The 16,546-nt window shown below is 67.7% G+C and carries 18 protein-coding genes and 1 riboswitch; of the genes, 12 read left to right on the top strand and 6 right to left on the bottom strand.

The annotated features are described in order from the left end of the window. Nucleotides 1–138: 138 nt before the first annotated feature. The 4 genes from BLW05_RS02685 to BLW05_RS02670 all read left to right on the top strand — a co-directional run bounded on the left by BLW05_RS02685 (nucleotide 139) and on the right by BLW05_RS02670 (nucleotide 4,965). Nucleotides 139–1,566, top strand: coding sequence for a malonyl-CoA decarboxylase (locus BLW05_RS02685; RefSeq protein ID WP_093159321.1), 1,428 nt, complete (start codon nucleotides 139–141; stop codon nucleotides 1,564–1,566). 70 nt (nucleotides 1,567–1,636) lie between these two features. Next, complete coding sequence (locus BLW05_RS02680) at nucleotides 1,637–2,626, top strand: Bug family tripartite tricarboxylate transporter substrate binding protein (protein ID WP_093159318.1); 990 nt, start codon at nucleotides 1,637–1,639, stop codon at nucleotides 2,624–2,626. Then, nucleotides 2,623–3,399 (top strand): enoyl-CoA hydratase/isomerase family protein, encoded by a 777-nt coding sequence (locus BLW05_RS02675; RefSeq protein WP_093159315.1) that lies wholly within the window; start codon nucleotides 2,623–2,625, stop codon nucleotides 3,397–3,399. The genes BLW05_RS02680 and BLW05_RS02675 overlap by 4 nt, the downstream gene beginning before the upstream one ends. A gap of 6 nt (nucleotides 3,400–3,405) precedes the next feature. Beyond that, nucleotides 3,406–4,965 carry a malonate--CoA ligase gene (locus BLW05_RS02670; protein ID WP_093159313.1) on the top strand — a complete coding sequence of 520 codons (1,560 nt, stop codon included), beginning with the start codon at nucleotides 3,406–3,408 and terminating at the stop codon, nucleotides 4,963–4,965. A 6-nt stretch (nucleotides 4,966–4,971) separates the two neighbouring features. Here the strand turns inward: BLW05_RS02670 and BLW05_RS02665 are convergent, their stop codons facing one another. The 5 genes from BLW05_RS02665 to BLW05_RS02645 all read right to left on the bottom strand — a co-directional run bounded on the left by BLW05_RS02665 (nucleotide 4,972) and on the right by BLW05_RS02645 (nucleotide 7,630). Next, on the bottom strand, nucleotides 4,972–5,397 hold the full coding sequence (locus BLW05_RS02665; protein ID WP_093159311.1) for a universal stress protein: 426 nt from the start codon (nucleotides 5,395–5,397) through the stop codon (nucleotides 4,972–4,974). Between the two features lie 69 nt (nucleotides 5,398–5,466). Beyond that, the gene (locus BLW05_RS02660) at nucleotides 5,467–5,910 is read right to left on the bottom strand and encodes a universal stress protein (RefSeq protein ID WP_093159309.1); all 444 of its coding nucleotides are present in this window, start codon (nucleotides 5,908–5,910) and stop codon (nucleotides 5,467–5,469) included. Nucleotides 5,911–5,982: 72 nt separating this feature from the next. Further along, the gene (locus tag BLW05_RS02655; protein WP_093159307.1) at nucleotides 5,983–6,798 is read right to left on the bottom strand and encodes a sulfite exporter TauE/SafE family protein; all 816 of its coding nucleotides are present in this window, start codon (nucleotides 6,796–6,798) and stop codon (nucleotides 5,983–5,985) included. Between the two features lie 281 nt (nucleotides 6,799–7,079). Then, nucleotides 7,080–7,406, bottom strand: coding sequence for a cell division protein ZapA (locus BLW05_RS02650; protein WP_093159305.1), 327 nt, complete (start codon nucleotides 7,404–7,406; stop codon nucleotides 7,080–7,082). Beyond that, nucleotides 7,403–7,630 carry a DUF904 domain-containing protein gene (locus BLW05_RS02645; protein WP_093159302.1) on the bottom strand — a complete coding sequence of 76 codons (228 nt, stop codon included), beginning with the start codon at nucleotides 7,628–7,630 and terminating at the stop codon, nucleotides 7,403–7,405. The genes BLW05_RS02650 and BLW05_RS02645 overlap by 4 nt, the downstream gene beginning before the upstream one ends. A gap of 78 nt (nucleotides 7,631–7,708) precedes the next feature. Beyond that, nucleotides 7,709–7,955: riboswitch (cobalamin riboswitch) on the top strand. Between the two features lie 78 nt (nucleotides 7,956–8,033). Here BLW05_RS02645 and BLW05_RS02640 point away from each other — a divergent pair. The 8 genes from BLW05_RS02640 to BLW05_RS02605 are packed head-to-tail and all read left to right on the top strand — an operon-like array spanning nucleotide 8,034 to nucleotide 15,605. After that, nucleotides 8,034–9,911 carry a TonB-dependent receptor domain-containing protein gene (locus BLW05_RS02640; RefSeq protein WP_256329981.1) on the top strand — a complete coding sequence of 626 codons (1,878 nt, stop codon included), beginning with the start codon at nucleotides 8,034–8,036 and terminating at the stop codon, nucleotides 9,909–9,911. Beyond that, nucleotides 9,908–10,477, top strand: a complete 570-nt coding sequence (locus tag BLW05_RS02635) for a bifunctional adenosylcobinamide kinase/adenosylcobinamide-phosphate guanylyltransferase (protein WP_093159300.1) — start codon at nucleotides 9,908–9,910, stop codon at nucleotides 10,475–10,477. The genes BLW05_RS02640 and BLW05_RS02635 overlap by 4 nt, the downstream gene beginning before the upstream one ends. Beyond that, nucleotides 10,474–11,340 carry an ABC transporter substrate-binding protein gene (locus BLW05_RS02630; RefSeq protein ID WP_093159297.1) on the top strand — a complete coding sequence of 289 codons (867 nt, stop codon included), beginning with the start codon at nucleotides 10,474–10,476 and terminating at the stop codon, nucleotides 11,338–11,340. Before BLW05_RS02635 ends, BLW05_RS02630 begins: the two co-directional genes overlap by 4 nt. Next, nucleotides 11,337–12,344 (top strand): FecCD family ABC transporter permease, encoded by a 1,008-nt coding sequence (locus tag BLW05_RS02625; RefSeq protein WP_093159294.1) that lies wholly within the window; start codon nucleotides 11,337–11,339, stop codon nucleotides 12,342–12,344. The genes BLW05_RS02630 and BLW05_RS02625 overlap by 4 nt, the downstream gene beginning before the upstream one ends. Further along, nucleotides 12,341–13,111, top strand: a complete 771-nt coding sequence (locus BLW05_RS02620; RefSeq protein ID WP_093159292.1) for an ABC transporter ATP-binding protein — start codon at nucleotides 12,341–12,343, stop codon at nucleotides 13,109–13,111. Before BLW05_RS02625 ends, BLW05_RS02620 begins: the two co-directional genes overlap by 4 nt. Before the next feature lie 14 nt (nucleotides 13,112–13,125). Beyond that, nucleotides 13,126–13,695 carry a cob(I)yrinic acid a,c-diamide adenosyltransferase gene (cobO, locus tag BLW05_RS02615; RefSeq protein ID WP_093159289.1) on the top strand — a complete coding sequence of 190 codons (570 nt, stop codon included), beginning with the start codon at nucleotides 13,126–13,128 and terminating at the stop codon, nucleotides 13,693–13,695. Between the two features lie 12 nt (nucleotides 13,696–13,707). Further along, the gene (gene cbiB, locus BLW05_RS02610; RefSeq protein WP_093159286.1) at nucleotides 13,708–14,646 is read left to right on the top strand and encodes an adenosylcobinamide-phosphate synthase CbiB; all 939 of its coding nucleotides are present in this window, start codon (nucleotides 13,708–13,710) and stop codon (nucleotides 14,644–14,646) included. Further along, nucleotides 14,646–15,605, top strand: coding sequence for an aminotransferase class I/II-fold pyridoxal phosphate-dependent enzyme (locus BLW05_RS02605; RefSeq protein ID WP_093160417.1), 960 nt, complete (start codon nucleotides 14,646–14,648; stop codon nucleotides 15,603–15,605). Before cbiB ends, BLW05_RS02605 begins: the two co-directional genes overlap by 1 nt. Here the strand turns inward: BLW05_RS02605 and BLW05_RS02600 are convergent. Continuing rightward, nucleotides 15,586–16,539: a LysR family transcriptional regulator gene (locus BLW05_RS02600; RefSeq protein ID WP_093159284.1), complete on the bottom strand. Its 954-nt coding sequence runs from the start codon at nucleotides 16,537–16,539 to the stop codon at nucleotides 15,586–15,588. The genes BLW05_RS02605 and BLW05_RS02600 overlap by 20 nt on opposite strands. Nucleotides 16,540–16,546: the final 7 nt, after the last annotated feature.

Raw genomic sequence — 16,546 nt, 5'->3', positions numbered from 1 at the left:
CAGGGGGCAACCCCGGCAGCCCGGCCAAGCCGGTTCCGCGGGGTTCCTGGCATCGCGCGTCGTGTAGCGCGCGGTGGCGCACTAAGATGCCTCTTTTCGTCAGAGTCATCGTGCGCAAGGAAGGGTCGAACCGATCTCATGAATGCCAGCGACTGGATCACACGCAACGTCTCGCGCCTGAAGCCGGGCAACGCCACCGAAGCGGCCAATGCCGTTGGGCCCAGGCCGCTTTCCGAACGTCTCGAGGCCACGCTGCGCCGCTCCGGCGAGGCGCTCGCGCCCCGCGCCCTGCGGCGCGCGCTGGTCGAACTCCAGGCGGTGGTCGACCCCAGCGTGAGCGAAGTCGAGGGCGGGCGCCGCGCGCATGATTTCGTGAACTGGTACGCCGGCCGCGAACTCGACGAGCGGCGCGATATCTGGCTGCTCATGAGCGAGCGCTTCGCACCTGATGCGCAGAAAGTCAGCAGCGCCCGCGAACGCCACGAGGCCGCGGTCGGCACGCCCGACGAAGGCCAGGCGGAGGTTCACCTGCGCCGTGCACTTGCGTCGCCGCGCGCGCGGCTGCTGCAGCGCTTCGCGATCGAGCCCGACGGCATGCGCTTCCTCGTCGATCTGCGCGCGCAACTGCTGCCGCATCTCAAGGGAGACCGGCGCCTGCTGCCACTGGATGCCGAACTCGAACACCTGTTCTCCACCTGGTTCGACGTGGCCTTCCTGGACCTGCGGCGCATCAGCTGGGATTCGCCGGCTTCGCTGATCGAGAAGCTGATCCAGTACGAGGCGGTCCACGACATCAAGAGCTGGGCCGACGTCAAGAACCGGCTCGACAGCGACCGGCGCTGCTACGGCTTCTTCCATCCGCGCCTGCCGAATACGCCCCTGATCTTCGTCGAGGTGGCGCTGGTGGACCACATCAGCGAAGGCATCGCGCCCCTGCTGGACGAAGCCGCCGCGCTCACGAAGCCCGACAAGGCGACGACCGCGATCTTCTATTCGATCAGCAACACGCAGACCGGCCTGCGCGGCGTGAGCTTCGGCGACTCGCTGATCAAGCGTGTGGTCGAGACGCTGCAGGAAGAGCTGCCGCGCCTCAAGACGTTCGCAACCCTCTCGCCGGTTCCTGGTTTCCGCGCATGGCTCGGCAAGCACGCCGGCGAGGTGCTGGCGCGGCTCGACGAGAAGCGCTCGACCGAGCTCGGCCGCGTGATCGGATCACTCCCGCCCACAGCGGAGCGACTGCTCGCGGCAGCGGAGGAGGTCGGCGCGCTCGACGCCAGGTCGCCGGTGCGGCAACTGCTGCTCAATGCAGCCGCCGAATACCTCGGCCGCGCCACCGCGGACGGCAAGCCGGTGGACCCGGTGGCGCGCTTTCATCTCGGCAATGGCGCGCGGGTGGAGCGGCTCAACTGGGCCGGCGATCCTTCGCCGAAGGGGTTGAAGCAGTCCTACGGGTTGATGGTCAACTACCTCTACGATCTCAAGCGGCTCGACAAGCATCGTGCCCTGCTGGCGCAGGGCAAGGTGGCCGTGTCCGGCGCGATCGACGATCTCTTTTTCCCGGATTGATTTTTCAGAGGGCCAAATGATCCTGCGCCGCAGGCCCCGGCGCGTGCAGACCATAACGAGGAGACAAGCCATGACCCCAACCTTTCAGCGGCGCGAGCTGTTGCAGCTCGCGGCGGCGGCGAGTGCCGCGGCCCTGGCCGGCGGCGCGCGCGCGCAGTCGGGCTGGCCGACCAAACCCGTCACGATGATCGTGCCGTTTCCGGCCGGCGGCGGCACCGACGCCTTCGCGCGGCCGCTCTCGGCGCAGTTCAGCCGTCTCGTCGGCCAGACGCTGGTGATCGACAACCGCGGCGGCGCGGGCGGAACCGTCGGCGCGAGCATCGCGGCCAAGGCGCACCCGGACGGCTACACGCTCTTCATGGGCGCGGTCCACCATGCGATTGCGCCCTCGGTCTACCCCAAGCTGGACTACGACCTCGAAAAGGACTTCGTGCCCCTGATGCTGCTGGCCGATGTGCCGCAGGTGGTGGTCGTCAACCCGAAGCGGGTGAGCGCGACCACCCTGAAGGCTTTCGTCGCCTACGCCAAGCAGAACCCGGGCAAGCTCAACTACGCCTCGGCGGGCTCGGGCACCTCGCACCATCTGGCGGGTGAACTCTTCAAGCTGCAGACCGGCACGTTCATCACGCACATCCCGTACCGCGGGGCGGGGCCGGCGCTGCAGGACCTGATCGCCGGCAACGTGGACGTGATGTTCGACGGGCTGGGCTCGTCGGCGCAGCACATCAAGGCGGGCCGCATCAAGGCGCTGATGGTGGCCGGCACCAAGCGCAACCCGGCGTTCCCCGACGTGCCCTGCGCGGCGGAGGTGGGCTTGCCCGACTACACCGTGACCACCTGGTACGGCCTGTGGGCGCCCAAGGGCACCGCGGCCGACATCCAGGCACGGGCCATCGAAGACATGAAGAAGGCGCTCGCGACCGACGAACTGAAATCGATCTGGGCTGCCAACGGATCCGAGATCCCGAGCCTCACGGGCCCGCAGTTCGGCGCCTTCGTGAACGCCGAGATCAAGCGCTGGGCCGCGGTGGTGAGGGATTCAGGGGCCAAGCTGGAATGACGGATTCGATCACGCTGCACGGCGACGGGCCGATCGCGTTCGTCACGCTGGCGAACGCAGGCCGGCTCAACGCCATGACGCGCGCGATGTGGCTCCAATTGCGCGCGGTCTTCGAGGGGCTTGCGCGCGATGCGTCGCGCCGCTGCATCGTCGTGCGCGGGGAGGGCGGCGCCTTCTGCGCGGGCGGCGACATTTCCGAGTACCCGTCGTTCCGCTTCGACGCGGCGAGCCTGCGCGAATTTCACGAGAACGAAGTGTGGGCGGCCCTGGCCGCGATGCTGGCGTGCGAGGTGCCGCTCGTCGCGCAGATCGAGGGCGCCTGCATGGGCGCGGGGCTCGAGATCGCCAGCTGCTGCGACATCCGCCTGGCCGGTGATTCAGCGAAGTTCGGCGCGCCGATCGCGAAGCTGGGCTTTCCGATGGCGCCGCGCGAGGCCGCGCTGGTGCGCGGCGCGATCGGCGATACGCTGGCGCGCGACATGCTGCTGGCTGCGAGCGTTCACGATGCGCAGCGCCTGTACGACGCCGGCTTCCTGCTGCAGGTGCTGCCCGACGCCGACGTCGCGGGCGATGCGCTCGCGCACGCGCAGCGCATCGCGGCGCTCGCGCCCGAGGCCGCCCGACTCAACAAACGCACCTTTTCCGCGCTGCGCGGCGCAGGCGGCCAAGACCCGCTGGCAGCGCTCGTGGCCGTGGCCTACGACTACGCCGATTCCGATGAACACCGTGAAGGCATCGCCGCCTTCCTCGGCAAGCGCACTCCTGTCTTCTGAATTCACATGACCGATACGACAACGAACGCCAATCTCTTTGCTGCGCTGCGCGCGGCCTTTCCCTCGGATCTCGATTCGATCGCGGTCGAGACCGACGATGGCCTCTACTATTCTTGGCGCGATCTCGACCGCGCGAGCGCGATGATCGCGAACCTGCTCCGTGCGCTGAAGCTCAAGGAGGGCGCACGCATCGCGGTGCAGGTCGAGAAGTCCGTCGAGGCGATGCTGCTGTACCTCGCGACGCTGCGCGCGGGCTATGTCTTCCTGCCGCTCAACACCGCCTACCGGCAGGCCGAGATCGAGTATTTCATCGGCAACGCGGAACCAGAGGTGGTCGTCTGCAGCAGTGCCAACGCGGACTGGGTCGCGCCGATCGCAACGAAGGCCGGCACGCGCCATGTCTTCACGCTCAACGACGACCGCACGGGCACGCTGCTCGAAGTCGCGGCGCAGTGCAGCGACCAGCACGACATCGCCCGCAAGAGGGGCGACGATCTCGCCGCGATCCTCTACACCAGCGGCACCACCGGCCGCAGCAAGGGCGCGATGCTCTCGCACCGCAACCTGCAGTCGAACGCCGAGGTGCTCAAGGACTACTGGGGCTGGCGCTCGTCCAAGCGCGGCGATGGCGACGTGCTGATCCACGCGCTGCCGATCTTCCATGTGCACGGCCTCTTCGTCGCGATCCACGGCGCTCTGATCAGCGGAAGCCGGATGATCTGGCTCAACCGGTTCGATCCACGCCGCGTGGTCGCACGCCTGCCGGAAGCGACCGTCTTCATGGGCGTGCCGACGCTCTACGTGCGCATGCTGGCCGAGCCCGGACTCACGCGCGAGGCGTGCAGCAACATGCGGCTGTTCATCTCGGGCTCCGCGCCGCTCCTGATCGAGACCTTCAACGAATGGCGCGAGCGCACCGATCACACCATCCTCGAGCGCTACGGCATGAGCGAGACGGCGATGCTCACCTCCAACCCGTACAGCGCGGTGCAGGGCGAGCGGCGCGGCGGCACGGTGGGCTTCCCGCTGCCCGGCGTGCGCCTGCGCGTGCGCGACGACCACGGCAACCCGTGCCCGACCGAAGAGATCGGACATATCGAGGTCGACGGGCCGAACGTGTTCGCCGGCTACTGGCGCATGCCGGAGAAGACCAAGGAGGAGTTCACGCCCGACGGTTATTTCAAGACGGGCGACGTGGGCAAGATCGACGGCCTCGGCTACGTGACCATCGTCGGGCGCAGCAAGGACCTGATCATCAGCGGCGGCTACAACGTCTATCCGGCGGAGATCGAGGGATTCATCAACGAGATGCCCGGCGTGGCAGAAAGCGCCATCGTCGGCGTGCCGCATCCGGATTTCGGCGAGGTGGGCGTGGCGATCGTGATTCCGAAGGCGGGCGCGACACTCGATGCCGATGCGATCGTGGCCGACCTCAAGGCCCGGCTCGCGAATTTCAAGATTCCCAAGCGCTGCTTCGTGGTGGCCGAGCTGCCGCGCAACGCGATGGGCAAGGTACAGAAGGCGCTCTTGCGCGAACAGCACAAAGGGCTGTTCGCGAGCGCCTGAGCGGCGCTATTGCACCAGGAGGACGGAGATGTCGGTTTCCGCCACGACCTTCGTGGCCACCGAACCCATGAGCGCGCGGCCGATCAGGCCATGGCCGTGCGTGCCCATGACGATCAGCTCGGCACCGCACTCGTTGGCGGACTTGATGATTTCCTCGGCCGCATGGCCGTGGCGCGCGTCGACGCTGTAGTTCGTGATCTCGTGCTTCGCGAGCTGCGCCTTCACCGGTTCGATGACCTTCGCGGTTTCTTCCGTGTAGTACTCCGCGATCGTTCCCTTGCTCAGATGGCGGGCCACATGCCCCGGCACGCCGATACAGACGTGGACCACGACGAACTCATTGCCGTTCACGAACATCGGGCGATGCTTCGCCAGGTAGTCGATGGCTTTCTGCGTGTGGAGGCTGCCGTCCACGGCGATCAGGATCTTCATTCACTTCCTTTCTTTTCTTGGTAGCGCGGTGCGGCGAGGGCAGCACCGCTGCGTCGTTATAAACCGCGATCAGCGCAGCACCAAAACAGGAAGCTCCGAATGCGTAAGGACATGCTGGGTTTCGCTGCCCAGCAGCAGCCGCTTGATGCCCTTGCGGCCGTGCGAGGCCATGACGATGAGGTTGCTCTCGTGCTTCCTGGCCGCACCGATGATCGCGTCGCCGACGACATCCGAGCTGATGACCGCGGTCTTGACGTTCACACCGGCCGCCTTGGCCTCGGTGGCGACCGCGTCGAGTGCGGTCTGGGCCGACTCGGCCCATTGCTTTTCGATGCGGCCGATGTCCTCGGGCGTGAAGACGGCGGCACCGTCGAAATAGTTGGTGGGGTAGCGAGGCACGACGGTCAGCGCGACCAGTTCGGAGCCGTTCTGCGCCGCCAGCGCGATGGCGCTCGTCACCGCCTTCTTGGCGAGAGGTGAGCCGTCGGTGGCGACCAGGATTCGCTGGAACATGCACTTCTCCTTCTGTTGAGTGCGACGACTTTAAGCCAGCCGCGCGGAGACGCGCTTGTGTCAGATCAAACCTCAGCCGCGCAGGCCTTTCCAGAGCATGTAGATCGCGAGTAGATAGAGGATGCTCGCGAACACCCGCTTGAGCTTCGACACCGGCAGGCTGTGCGCCGCCTTCGCGCCCAGCGGCGCGACCAGGAAACTGGTGACCGCGATGGCCGCGAGCGCCGGCAGCCAGATGTAGCCGAAGGCACCGGCGGGCAGCCCCTGCACCGACTGGCCGCTCGCGATGTAGCCCGCCACGTTGGCCACAGCGATCGGGAAGCCGAGCGCCGCGCTCGTCGCTACTGCGTTGTGAATCGCGACGTTGCACCAGGTCATGAAGGGCACGCTGATGAAGCCGCCGCCGGCCCCGACGAGGCCCGAGACGAAGCCGATCACGCCACCGGCCGCGAGCTGGCCGCCTGTGCCGGGCATCTGGCGGGTGGGCTTGGGCTTCTTGTCGAGGAACATCTGCGTGGCCGAGAAGCCGACGAACAACGCGAAGAAGATCGCGAGCGCGGTGCCCTTGAGCAGCGAGAACAGGCCGAGGCTCCCGATCAGGCTGCCGATGACGATGCCGGGGGCGAGCCGCCGGACGATGTCCCAGCGGACCGCGCCGCGCTTGTGATGCGCCCGCACGCTCGCGATCGAGGTGAAGATGATGGTCGACATCGAAGTCGCGATCGCCATCTTCACCGCGAGATCCGCCGATACGCCGCGGTGGCCCATGATGATCGTGAGGAACGGCACCATCAGCATGCCGCCGCCGATGCCGAGCAGGCCGGCCAGGAATCCGGTGCCGACGCCGAGAAGGGCGAGTTCGGCGATCAGCAGGGGTTCGATCGTCATGCAGTACGAAACAGAGGCCAGAAAAAAGCCACGGCCCCGATGCGGGGGCCGTGGCGATGAGGAATAGGTGTCTGCGAGTGGGCCTGGACTCGCAGCCTGAACCGGGGTTCAGGTGGGCGAGGGCAGCAAGGCTTCGGGTTCATCTGACGCGAGATGATCACACCTGCCAAGCGATATACCAAGCCCTGCTCCGTGGAGCATTGGTACAAGGACATATAGAGCCCAGCGCGCACCGCAGACAGGCGCGATTTTACGCCGACCCGACGCGGTGGCACGAGTTTTCAGAGCAAATGTCCGTCGCCGGCGAGGGCCTGATCGAGACGCTGGACAAGTTGCGCGGCGCGTGCATCGTCCGCGATGGGATCGGACGCGGACGCGGACGCGGGCGGTGCGGCCGGGGCTTCGGCTTCGCGCTGCGCCAGGTCGAATGCGAGATTCAGCGAAGCGAGCACCGCGATGCGGTCGCGCGCCTTGACCTTGCCGGCGTCGCGGATCTTGCACATCGCCGCGTCGACACGTTCCACCGCTTCGCGCAACTGGGCTTCACCGCCTTCGGGACAGCCGAGCAGGTAGCTCTGGCCCATGATCTGGACTTCGATTTGTTTCATGAGCGGGCGCTCGGATCTTGTGTGGGATCGGCCGGGAGCTGATCGAGAAGGGCATCGAGCCGCGTCCGCGCGGCGGTCAGGCGGGACTTGAGCGCATCGCGTTCCCGCGTCAGCGCCTCCACCTGTTCCTGCAGCAACGCATTGGTGCGCTGTACTTCTTCATGGCGCACGAGCAGTCGTTCGACACGCTCGGCGATCTGTTCAATACGGCTCGGTGCAGGCATGGGGGGCGATTGTAGATTCCGGCGCTTGCGGGTTTCCACGGCCGGCCGACGGCTCGGTGGAACGAGTTTCACGAGACTTTACAATCCCGCGCTGTTGGTGCTCGCGAAGTGGTTCACACGTCGCAGTTGAACGGGAAGCAGAAGCCGACGCCCTCACAGGGCTCAAGCCAACCTGCGCTGCCCCCGCAACGGTCAAGCAGTCGGCATCCTCTTGAGGGATGCCGCCTTCGTCAATCAGCCACTGGAAGCAATGAAACAGGCTTCTGGGAAGGCGACGAAGGTCGTGCTGCCAGCCCGGATACCGGCCAACGAGGCGGTCGCCGCATGTTCGCGCATGTGTCGGCCATGACGTCCATGCGCTGGCGGGGAAGCCGGCGAAGGACATTGATCTTTTGTTGTCCCCATGAAGACAAGCGTTTTCTTCCATCGCACCGACCGGTGCGCTTCGTCGTGGCCGCTCGCGGGCGCTACCCACATTTCCCTGGCCGTGGCCGCGTTGTCGGGCGTGTCATCCGTCGCGATGGCCCAAAGCGCGCCCACGCTCACCGAAACCGTGGTGACCGCCACCCGCACGCCGACGCGCGTCGATGACCTGGTCTCCGACACCGTCGTGATCGATCGCGCGCAGATCGAGCAGCAGGCCAGCCGCACGCTGCCCGAGATCCTCGCGCGCGTCGCCGGCGTCCAGATCTCGGCCAACGGCGGTGCCGGCAAGTCGAGCAGTGTCTACATCCGCGGCGCCGAGGCGCGCCACACCATCCTCTTGATCGACGGCGTGCGCTACGGCTCCGCGACGCTCGGCACGCCGAACTGGGACAACATCCCGGTCGAGATGATCGACCGCATCGAAGTGGTGAAGGGTCCGGCCTCCGCGCTCTACGGCAGCGACGGTGTGGGGGGCGTGGTGCAGATCTTCACGCGCAAGGCGGCGGCGGGCGATTCGGTCTTCATGCCGCGCGCCTCGACGACGCTCGGCAGCGAGAGCTACAAGCAGATTACCGGCGGCTTCAGCGGCGCGTCGGGCGCCGCGACCTACTCGCTGGACGTTCAGCGCACAATCCAGGACAGTTTTTCCGCCACCAACAGCAGGGTGCAATTCGGCAACTACAACCCTGACCGCGACCCGTTCAACCAGAGCGCGGCCAACGCTTCGTTCGGCTACCAGTTCAACCCGGACTGGAAGCTGGACGCCGGGCTCCTGTATTCGGACGGCCTGAACCGCTTCGATGATGGTCCTGGGCGCGACAGCCGCAACACGGTGCGCACGCAGACCGCCTACGTGGGCGCGAGCGGCAAGGTGATGTCGAACTGGAACACCCAGCTGCGCTACGCCCGCAGCGAGGACAAGACCCAGAACATCGTGGCCGCGCCCGGCAACGTGCCGGGGCTGTTCGAGACCACGCAGAACCAGTACCTCTGGCAGAACGACATCGCCACGCCGGTCGGCACGGTGATCGCTGGCCTGGAGCGGCTCGAGCAGAACGTGAACAGCGACACGCGCTACACCGTCACCGACCGCGACATCAATTCCGCTTTCGTCGGCCTCAACGGCGACCAGGGCGCGCACAGCTGGCAGCTCAACGCGCGGCACGACGACAACTCGCAGTTCGGCGGCAACGACACCTGGTTCGCCGGCTACGGCTACCGCATCACGCAGAACTGGCGCGTGAACGTGTCGCATGGCACCAGCTTCGTGGCGCCGTCGTTCAACCAGCTCTACTACCCCGGCTTCGGCAATCCGAACCTGAAGCCGGAAGAAGGAAAGAACACCGACCTCGGCATCACCTGGAGCCAGGGCGGCCACACGGTGAAGCTGGTGGGCTACGACAACAAGATCACCGGCTTCATCACCAACGAGACGCTGCCGCAGAACATCCCGCGCGCGCGCATCCAGGGCGGCACGCTGAGCTACGACGGCCAGTTCGGCAACCTCGGCCTGCATGCGAGCTACGACTCGCTCGATCCGCACAACGAAGTGACCGGCAAGCAGTTGCCGCGGCGCGCGAAGGACCAGGCCACGCTCGGCGCCGACTACCAGATCGGCGCGTGGAAGCTCGGTGGTTCGGCGCTCTACGTGGGCCAGCGCTATGACGACGCGGCCAACACGCGCGTCCTCAACGGCTACACCACGGTCGATCTATATGTGGAATACCGCGTGGCGAAGGACTGGTCGGTGCAGGGGCGCGTCTCGAACATCGGCGACGTGAACTACGAGACCGCATGGGGCTACAACCAGCCCGGCCGCGCGTTCTACCTGACGCTGAGGTGGCAGCCGAAATGAGCGATGTTTGCCGCGAACTGATCCTCGGTGGCCAGAAGAGCGGCAAATCGCGCCGCGGCGAAGAGCTCGCCGCGGCGTGGCTCGGGCGTTCGGATGCGCACCGGGCCGTGCTCATCGCGACCGCGGAGGCGCATGACGACGAAATGCGCGCGCGCATCGCGCGTCATCGCCGCGATCGCGCGCTGCGCGTGCCTGGGCTCGGCACGGTGGAGGAACCGCGTGCTGTTGCGGAGGCGATCCGTGCGCATGCGTCGCCCCAAACACTGGTGCTGGTCGATTGCCTCACGCTCTGGCTCACGAATCTGATGATGCCGGGCGATGCCCTCGCGTGCACCCCGGTCGAGATCGAAGCCGCCACCGCCGCGTTGGTGCGCGAACTCGGTGCTGCCAGCGGCCCGGTCGTGCTGATCGGCAACGAAATCGGCCTCGGCGTGATCCCGCTCGGCCGCGAGGTGCGCACCTTCGTCGATGCGCTGGGCATGCTCAACCAGCGCGTGGCGGCTGCTTGCGACCGTGTCACGCTGATGGTGGCCGGCCTGCCGCTGGCCCTGAAGGAACCCGAATGAATCTCCTTGCGAGACTGTCGCTCGCTGCCGTGCTGGCCGTGTTCGCGGCCGCGGCGCAGGCGATCGTCGTGACCGACGAGCGCGGCGTGTCCGTCGACCTGCCCAGGCCTCCGCAGCGGATCGTCACCGTGCTGCCTTCGCTGACCGAATCCGTCTGCACGCTCGGCGCCTGCAACCGGCTGGTCGGCGTGGACCGCTACTCCAATTGGCCCGAGTCGGTGCGCGCATTGCCCCAGGTCGGCGGCGGGATCGATCCCAATGTCGAGGCCATCGTGGCGCTCAGGCCCGACGTGGTGCTGCTGGCGAAGTCTTCGCGCGTGACCGAACGGCTGGAAGGGCTCGGCCTCAAGGTGCTGGTGCTCGAACCCAAGAACCATGCGGATGTGCGCCGCGTGCTCGACTCGGTGGCTCGCGTGATCGGCTCGGACGACGCGCCGCGCGTATGGCGCGACATCGATGCGAGCGTGTCGGCGGCGGCGCAGTCCCTGCCCGAAAGCGTCGGGCGCACGCGGGTGTATTTCGAGGTCAGCAGCGCGCCGTATGCGGCGAGCGAGTCGTCGTTCATCGGCGAGACGCTGTCGCGCCTCGGTGCCAAGAACATCGTTCCGGGCTCGATGGGGCCCTTCCCGAAGCTCAACCCCGAGTTCGTGGTGCGCGCCGATCCCGACCTGATCATGGTGGGCGAGCGAAGTGCCCAGGGGCTCGAACAGCGGCCGGGATGGAGCCGCATCAAGGCCGTGCGCGACGGGCGCATCTGCCGCTTCACCGCCGACGAATCCGACGTGCTGGTGCGGCCGGGTCCGCGCATGGGCGAAGCCGCGGCTCTCATGGCGCGGTGCCTGCAGTCCCAGGCGAAGCGATGAAGAGCGAACACCGTCTTGCGCTCGGGCTCGGTGTCGTGCTGCTGCTGCTTGGCGGCATCGTGCTGACGCTCGGCGCGGGCGTGGGCAGCACGGGGTTCGAGAGTCTCTGGGGCGCCTGGCACGATCCGGTGGCGATGCAGATCGTGTGGGACATCCGGCTGCCTCGCACGCTCGGCGCATGGCTGGCCGGTGCACTGCTCGGCCTGGCGGGCGCGGTGGCGCAGGGGTTGTTCCGCAATCCGCTGGCCGACCCCTATCTGCTGGGCAGCGCGTCCGGTGCCTCGCTCGGCGTGGCGGCGGCGCTGTGGCTGTTCGGCGCATCGCCGGCCAGCACGCAGTGGGTGGTTCGCCTGGGCATGACCGGGGCGGCGTTTCTCGGCGCGGTGGCGGCGGTGATGCTCACGCTACTGCTCGCGCGCGGCGTGCAGCAGACGCTGCGTCTGCTGCTGGCGGGCGTGATCGTCGGCGTGGTGCTGGGCGCGGTGAAGGACCTCATCACCATTGCATCGGCGGACATTCTCCAGGCGATCCAGGGCTTCATGCTCGGCAGCACCGGCCTCGTCGGATGGAGCGCCTGCGCGATCATGGGCGCGCTCGCGCTGGTTTGCCTGCTGCTGGGCTGGGCGCTGGCACCGGTACTGGACGGATTGGCGCTCGGCGAATCGACCGCGAGCAGCCTCGGCCTTCCGCTCGGTGCCATGCGCGCGGCGCTGGTGGCGGTGCTGGCGCTGGCGACCGGCGCCGCGGTGGCGCAGACGGGATTGATCGCCTTCGTCGGCTTGGCCGCACCGCATCTGGTGCGTTCGGCGGTCAAGACGACGCATGCACGGCTGATCATCCTGTCGAGCGCGATGGGCGGGCTGCTGCTGATGTCTGCCGATCTGCTGGCGCGATGGCTGATCGCGCCCCAGGAACTGCCCGTCGGCGTGCTGACCGCGGTGCTCGGCGGAACCTACCTGCTGTGGCTCATGCATCGCCGCAGCGCAAAAGGCGGTGCGCGATGACTGCTGTGCTTGAAGGGCGGCGCATTGGTGCGAGGCTCGGCCACACGGAGGTGCTGCACGCGATCGATGTGTCGTTCCCCGAAAGGCGCTGGACCAGCATCGTCGGCCCCAACGGCGCGGGCAAGTCGACCTTGCTCAAGGTGCTCGCGGGCCTGCTGCCGCACCGCGGCGAGGTGCGTCTGCTGGGCGAGCCGCTCGCGGCGATGCCGGGGCGCGCACGGGCCCGGCGCCTCTCGTGGCTCGGCCAGGGCGGCGCGGGCGAGGGCAGTGCGGACGACCTCATGGTGTACGACGTCGCGATGCTCGGCCGCTTGCCGCACCAGCGCTGGCTCGCCGCGCCCAACGACGCGGATCGCGCTGCCGTGGAACGCGCGCTGCGCAGCACGCAGGCCTGGGAGTGGCGCGACCGGCCGCTCGGCCAGCTTTCCGGCGGCGAGCGCCAGCGGGTGCTGCTGGCACGCGCGCTGGCTGTCGAAGCCGACGTGCTGCTGATGGACGAGCCGCTTGCCAACCTCGACCCGCCGCATCAGGCCGACTGGATGCAGACCGTGCGCGAACTCATCGCACAGGGGCGCACCGTGGTCAGCGTGCTGCATGAACTCAATGCCGCGCTCGCCGCCGACGACATGGTCGTCATGGCGCAAGGGCGCGTTCTTCATCACGGCGCCTGCGATGACGGCAGCACGCATCGCGCGCTGGAGGCCGTGTTCGACCGGCGTGTCGTGGTGTACCAAATCGAAGGCCAGTGGCTGGCCGTTGCGCGTTGACCCATTCAAGACCCATGCACATCGAAACCCCACCCAGCGAGAAGCCCTATGAGAAGCCCGAAGGCGAGCGCCGCGGCCTCGTGATCGTCAACACCGGCGACGGCAAGGGCAAGAGCACCGCTGCCTTCGGCCTCGCCTTGCGCGCGCATGGACGCGGCAAGGCGGTGAAGATCTTCCAGTTCATGAAGGTCCCCAGCGCGCGCTTCGGCGAGCACCGGATGTTCGAGCAGATCGGCATTCCGATCGAAGGTCTCGGCGACGGCTTCAGCTGGAAGAGCCAGGACCTCGAACGCTCCGCGCAACTCGCGCGAGACGGGTGGGAGAAGGCGAAGGCGGCGATCCTCTCCGGCGAGCATTTCCTCGTCGTGCTCGACGAGATCACCTATCCGCTGATCTACGGCTGGCTGCCGCTCGACGGTGTGCTGGAGACGCTGCGCACGCGACCGAAGGAGGTGCACGTGGTCCTGACCGGCCGGCGCTGCCCCGAGGAAATCATCCAGCTCGCCGACACGGTGACCGAGATGACGATGATCAAGCATGCGTTCAAGGCCGGCATTCCCGCGCAGCGCGGGATCGAGGACTAGGAGCCGGCGGCGTTGGTTTCGATCGCCGCACTCTGGCTGGCGCTGGCAATCGATCGATGGCTCGGCGAGCCGCCTGACGGCTGGCATCCGGTGGTGTGGATGGGTCGGTATCTGGGCTGGGCCGGGAGCCGGATCGCGCCGCGGCCGGGCGAGGACCGGACGCATCGTCTTCTCACTTTCGGCGCAGGCGCGTTCGCCTGGTGCGTGGGGGCGTCGATGGTCGCGGCGGTTGCCGTCGGGATCGCGCTGGTCGCCGTGATGCTGCCGGCGTGGGCAGGTGCGCTGCTGGTGGGCTTTGCGCTCAAGCCGCTGCTGGCGTGGCGCATGCTGTGGGATGAAGTGCTGGCAGTCGAAGCGGCACTCGGCCGATCGCTCGACGAAGGCCGGACGCAGCTCGCCCGGCTGGTGAGCCGCGACGTCAGCACGCTCGGCGAAGTACAGGTGCGCGAGAGCGCGATCGAATCGCTGGCCGAGAACCTCAATGATTCGCTGGTCGCACCGTTGTTCTGGTTTGTGCTGCTGGGGTTGCCGGGCGCGGCTGTCTATCGCTTCTCCAATACGGCGGATGCGATGTGGGGCTACCGTGGTGCGCGTGCGGGTCACGATTGGGAATGGGCCGGCAAGTGGGCCGCGCGCGTGGATGACGTGCTTTCGTGGATACCGGCGCGCATCACTGCGGCCCTGCTGCTGCCGGTGTCGCCGGTTGCGTGGGCGTCGTGCAGGCGGGAGGCTCGCCGGACGCCGTCGCCCAACGGCGGATGGCCCATGGGCGCGATGGCCTTGCGGCTGGGCGTGCGGCTGGCGAAGCCCGGCGTGTATGTGCTCAATGCGCCAGGGCGCGAATCCATTGCGTCCGACACGGTGCGCGCCGCGACGCTTGCATCGCGCGTGGTGGTGTTGTCCGCCATCGGCGCGACGGTGGCGATGGCCGGCCGGACTGCGTGGACATGATGCACGGCGGCCCTGACGCGCTGGGCGCGGCGCTGCATGACTTCTCGACCAACGCCAACGCATGCGGTCCTTGTCCCGATGCGCTGTCGGCGATCGAGAATGCCGATCCTCGCCGCTACCCGGACCCGCGCTACACCGCGCTGCGTGAGCGGCTTGCCGACTTCCACCACGTCGATGCGAGTCGGATCGTGATCGCGTCGAGCGCCAGCGAGTTCATCGCGCGGATCACCACGGCGGTGGCGCAGCGCGGCGGCCGTCGGATCCAGGTGCCGCCGCACTGCTACGGCGACTACCTGCGTGCAGCGGGCGCATGGGGTTTCGAGCGGGTGAGCCACGGCGCCGATCTGGCCTGGTGCTGCGATCCATCAAGTCCGCTCGGCCAGGCGCAGGAGGGGCTCGAGCCGTGCATCGACGGGCTGGGCGCGGAGGCGGTCTGCGTGATCGATCTCGCCTACGAGCCCCTGAGGTTGGAGGGTGCGCTTGCCTTGAGCCGGGAGCGCCTGAACGCGATCTGGCAGCTCTGGACGCCGAACAAGGCGCTGGGACTGACCGGCATTCGCGCCGCCTATGCGATCGCGCCTGTGGACCGGGAAGACAGGGTGGCGCAGCTCGCGGCGCTCGCGCCGTCGTGGCCGATCGGCGCGCACGGCGTCGCGCTGCTCGAAAGCTGGACCCGTTCGACGACGCAACAGTGGCTGGATGAAAGTCGCGCCACGCTGCGCTCGTGGAAAGCGGCGCAGCGCGAGATGTGCGAATCGCTGGGCTGGCGATGCCTGCCCAGCGTTGCCAACTACTTCTGCGCGAGACCGGACGTGCCATGTTCGGCGGAGCGCGCCGTTGCGCTTCGTGCGCAGGGCATCAAGCTGCGCGATGCTGCGTCTTTCGGCCTGCCCGGACACGTCCGGCTCGGCGTGCTGCCGCCGGGCAGCCAGGCGGCGCTCAGGCGGTCCTGGCAATAGGGGCCGGAACGGGGACGGGTTCGGTTCGCTGCAACTGCGGATGCTTCGCAAACAACTCCGCCGCCCAGTCCACGAAGGCTCGCACCTTGGCGCTCAGGTGCCGGTTTGGCGGGTACACCACGTGCACCGGCAGCGACGGGCGCGTCCATTCCGGCAGGATCTGCACCAGCTCGCCGCTCGCGAGGTACGGTTCCGCCATGTAGGTGATGACCTGCGAGAGCCCGTAGCCGCCGAGCACCGCCGTCATGTGCGCGTTGCTGTCGTTCACCGACACGCGATAGGGCCCGGTGATTTCCAGTTGTTCGTCGCCGCGGTGGAATTCGTGCGGGTAGACGCGGCGGGTGCTGCCGGAGAAGAAGCCCACCACGAGGTGCCGCTTCTCGATATCCGTCGGATGCTGCGGGATGCCGTAGCGCTTGATGTATGCGGGCGAGGCCACCGTCATCCACGGCAGGTTGCCGATGCGCCGCGCGACCAGCGACTGGTCGGTGAGGTCGCCGCCGCGGATCACGCAATCCACGTTGTCGGTGATCAGGTCGACCGTGCGGTCGCTCACGCCGACGTCCACCTGGATGTCCGGGTACTGGTCGCAGAAGGTCGACAGCGCTGGAAGGATGACCAGACGTGCCATGGATGAGCCGACGTCGATCCGCAACCGGCCCGTCGGGTTGGCCTGCGCGTTCGTCATGCTGGCCTCGATGTCGTCGAAATCGTTCAGCAGCCGGGCGGTGCGCTCGTAATAGGCGGCGCCGTCGGGTGTGACCGTGACTCGGCGGGTCGTACGGTTGAGCAGCTTGACGCGCAGCCTCGCTTCCAGCGCCTGGATCTGCTTGGTGACCGTGCCCTTGGGCAGGCCGAGCGAGTCGGCGGCACGGGTGAAAGTGCCTGCTTCGACGACGCGAACGAAGATCCGCATGCCTTGGATCTGATCCATCTATGCT

It is taken from the genome of Variovorax sp. YR216 (assembly GCF_900107745.1).
Lineage (GTDB): Bacteria > Pseudomonadota > Gammaproteobacteria > Burkholderiales > Burkholderiaceae_C > Variovorax.
Note: the sequence above shows the minus strand (reverse complement) of the source record. Positions and strands in the feature narration are given on the sequence as shown.

Excerpts from the sequence above, each read along its gene's own strand:
- BLW05_RS02685 (WP_093159321.1), top strand. The coding sequence starts at position 139 with ATGAATGCCAGCGACTGGATCACACGCAACGTCTCGCGCCTGAAGCCG.
- BLW05_RS02680 (WP_093159318.1), top strand. The coding sequence starts at position 1,637 with ATGACCCCAACCTTTCAGCGGCGCGAGCTGTTGCAGCTCGCGGCGGCG.
- BLW05_RS02675 (WP_093159315.1), top strand. The coding sequence starts at position 2,623 with ATGACGGATTCGATCACGCTGCACGGCGACGGGCCGATCGCGTTCGTC.
- BLW05_RS02670 (WP_093159313.1), top strand. The coding sequence starts at position 3,406 with ATGACCGATACGACAACGAACGCCAATCTCTTTGCTGCGCTGCGCGCG.
- BLW05_RS02665 (WP_093159311.1), bottom strand. The coding sequence starts at position 5,397 with ATGAAGATCCTGATCGCCGTGGACGGCAGCCTCCACACGCAGAAAGCC.
- BLW05_RS02660 (WP_093159309.1), bottom strand. The coding sequence starts at position 5,910 with ATGTTCCAGCGAATCCTGGTCGCCACCGACGGCTCACCTCTCGCCAAG.
- BLW05_RS02655 (WP_093159307.1), bottom strand. The coding sequence starts at position 6,798 with ATGACGATCGAACCCCTGCTGATCGCCGAACTCGCCCTTCTCGGCGTC.
- BLW05_RS02650 (WP_093159305.1), bottom strand. The coding sequence starts at position 7,406 with ATGAAACAAATCGAAGTCCAGATCATGGGCCAGAGCTACCTGCTCGGC.
- BLW05_RS02645 (WP_093159302.1), bottom strand. The coding sequence starts at position 7,630 with ATGCCTGCACCGAGCCGTATTGAACAGATCGCCGAGCGTGTCGAACGA.
- BLW05_RS02640 (WP_256329981.1), top strand. The coding sequence starts at position 8,034 with ATGAAGACAAGCGTTTTCTTCCATCGCACCGACCGGTGCGCTTCGTCG.
- BLW05_RS02635 (WP_093159300.1), top strand. The coding sequence starts at position 9,908 with ATGAGCGATGTTTGCCGCGAACTGATCCTCGGTGGCCAGAAGAGCGGC.
- BLW05_RS02630 (WP_093159297.1), top strand. The coding sequence starts at position 10,474 with ATGAATCTCCTTGCGAGACTGTCGCTCGCTGCCGTGCTGGCCGTGTTC.
- BLW05_RS02625 (WP_093159294.1), top strand. The coding sequence starts at position 11,337 with ATGAAGAGCGAACACCGTCTTGCGCTCGGGCTCGGTGTCGTGCTGCTG.
- BLW05_RS02620 (WP_093159292.1), top strand. The coding sequence starts at position 12,341 with ATGACTGCTGTGCTTGAAGGGCGGCGCATTGGTGCGAGGCTCGGCCAC.
- cobO (WP_093159289.1), top strand. The coding sequence starts at position 13,126 with ATGCACATCGAAACCCCACCCAGCGAGAAGCCCTATGAGAAGCCCGAA.
- BLW05_RS02605 (WP_093160417.1), top strand. The coding sequence starts at position 14,646 with ATGCACGGCGGCCCTGACGCGCTGGGCGCGGCGCTGCATGACTTCTCG.
- BLW05_RS02600 (WP_093159284.1), bottom strand. The coding sequence starts at position 16,539 with ATGGATCAGATCCAAGGCATGCGGATCTTCGTTCGCGTCGTCGAAGCA.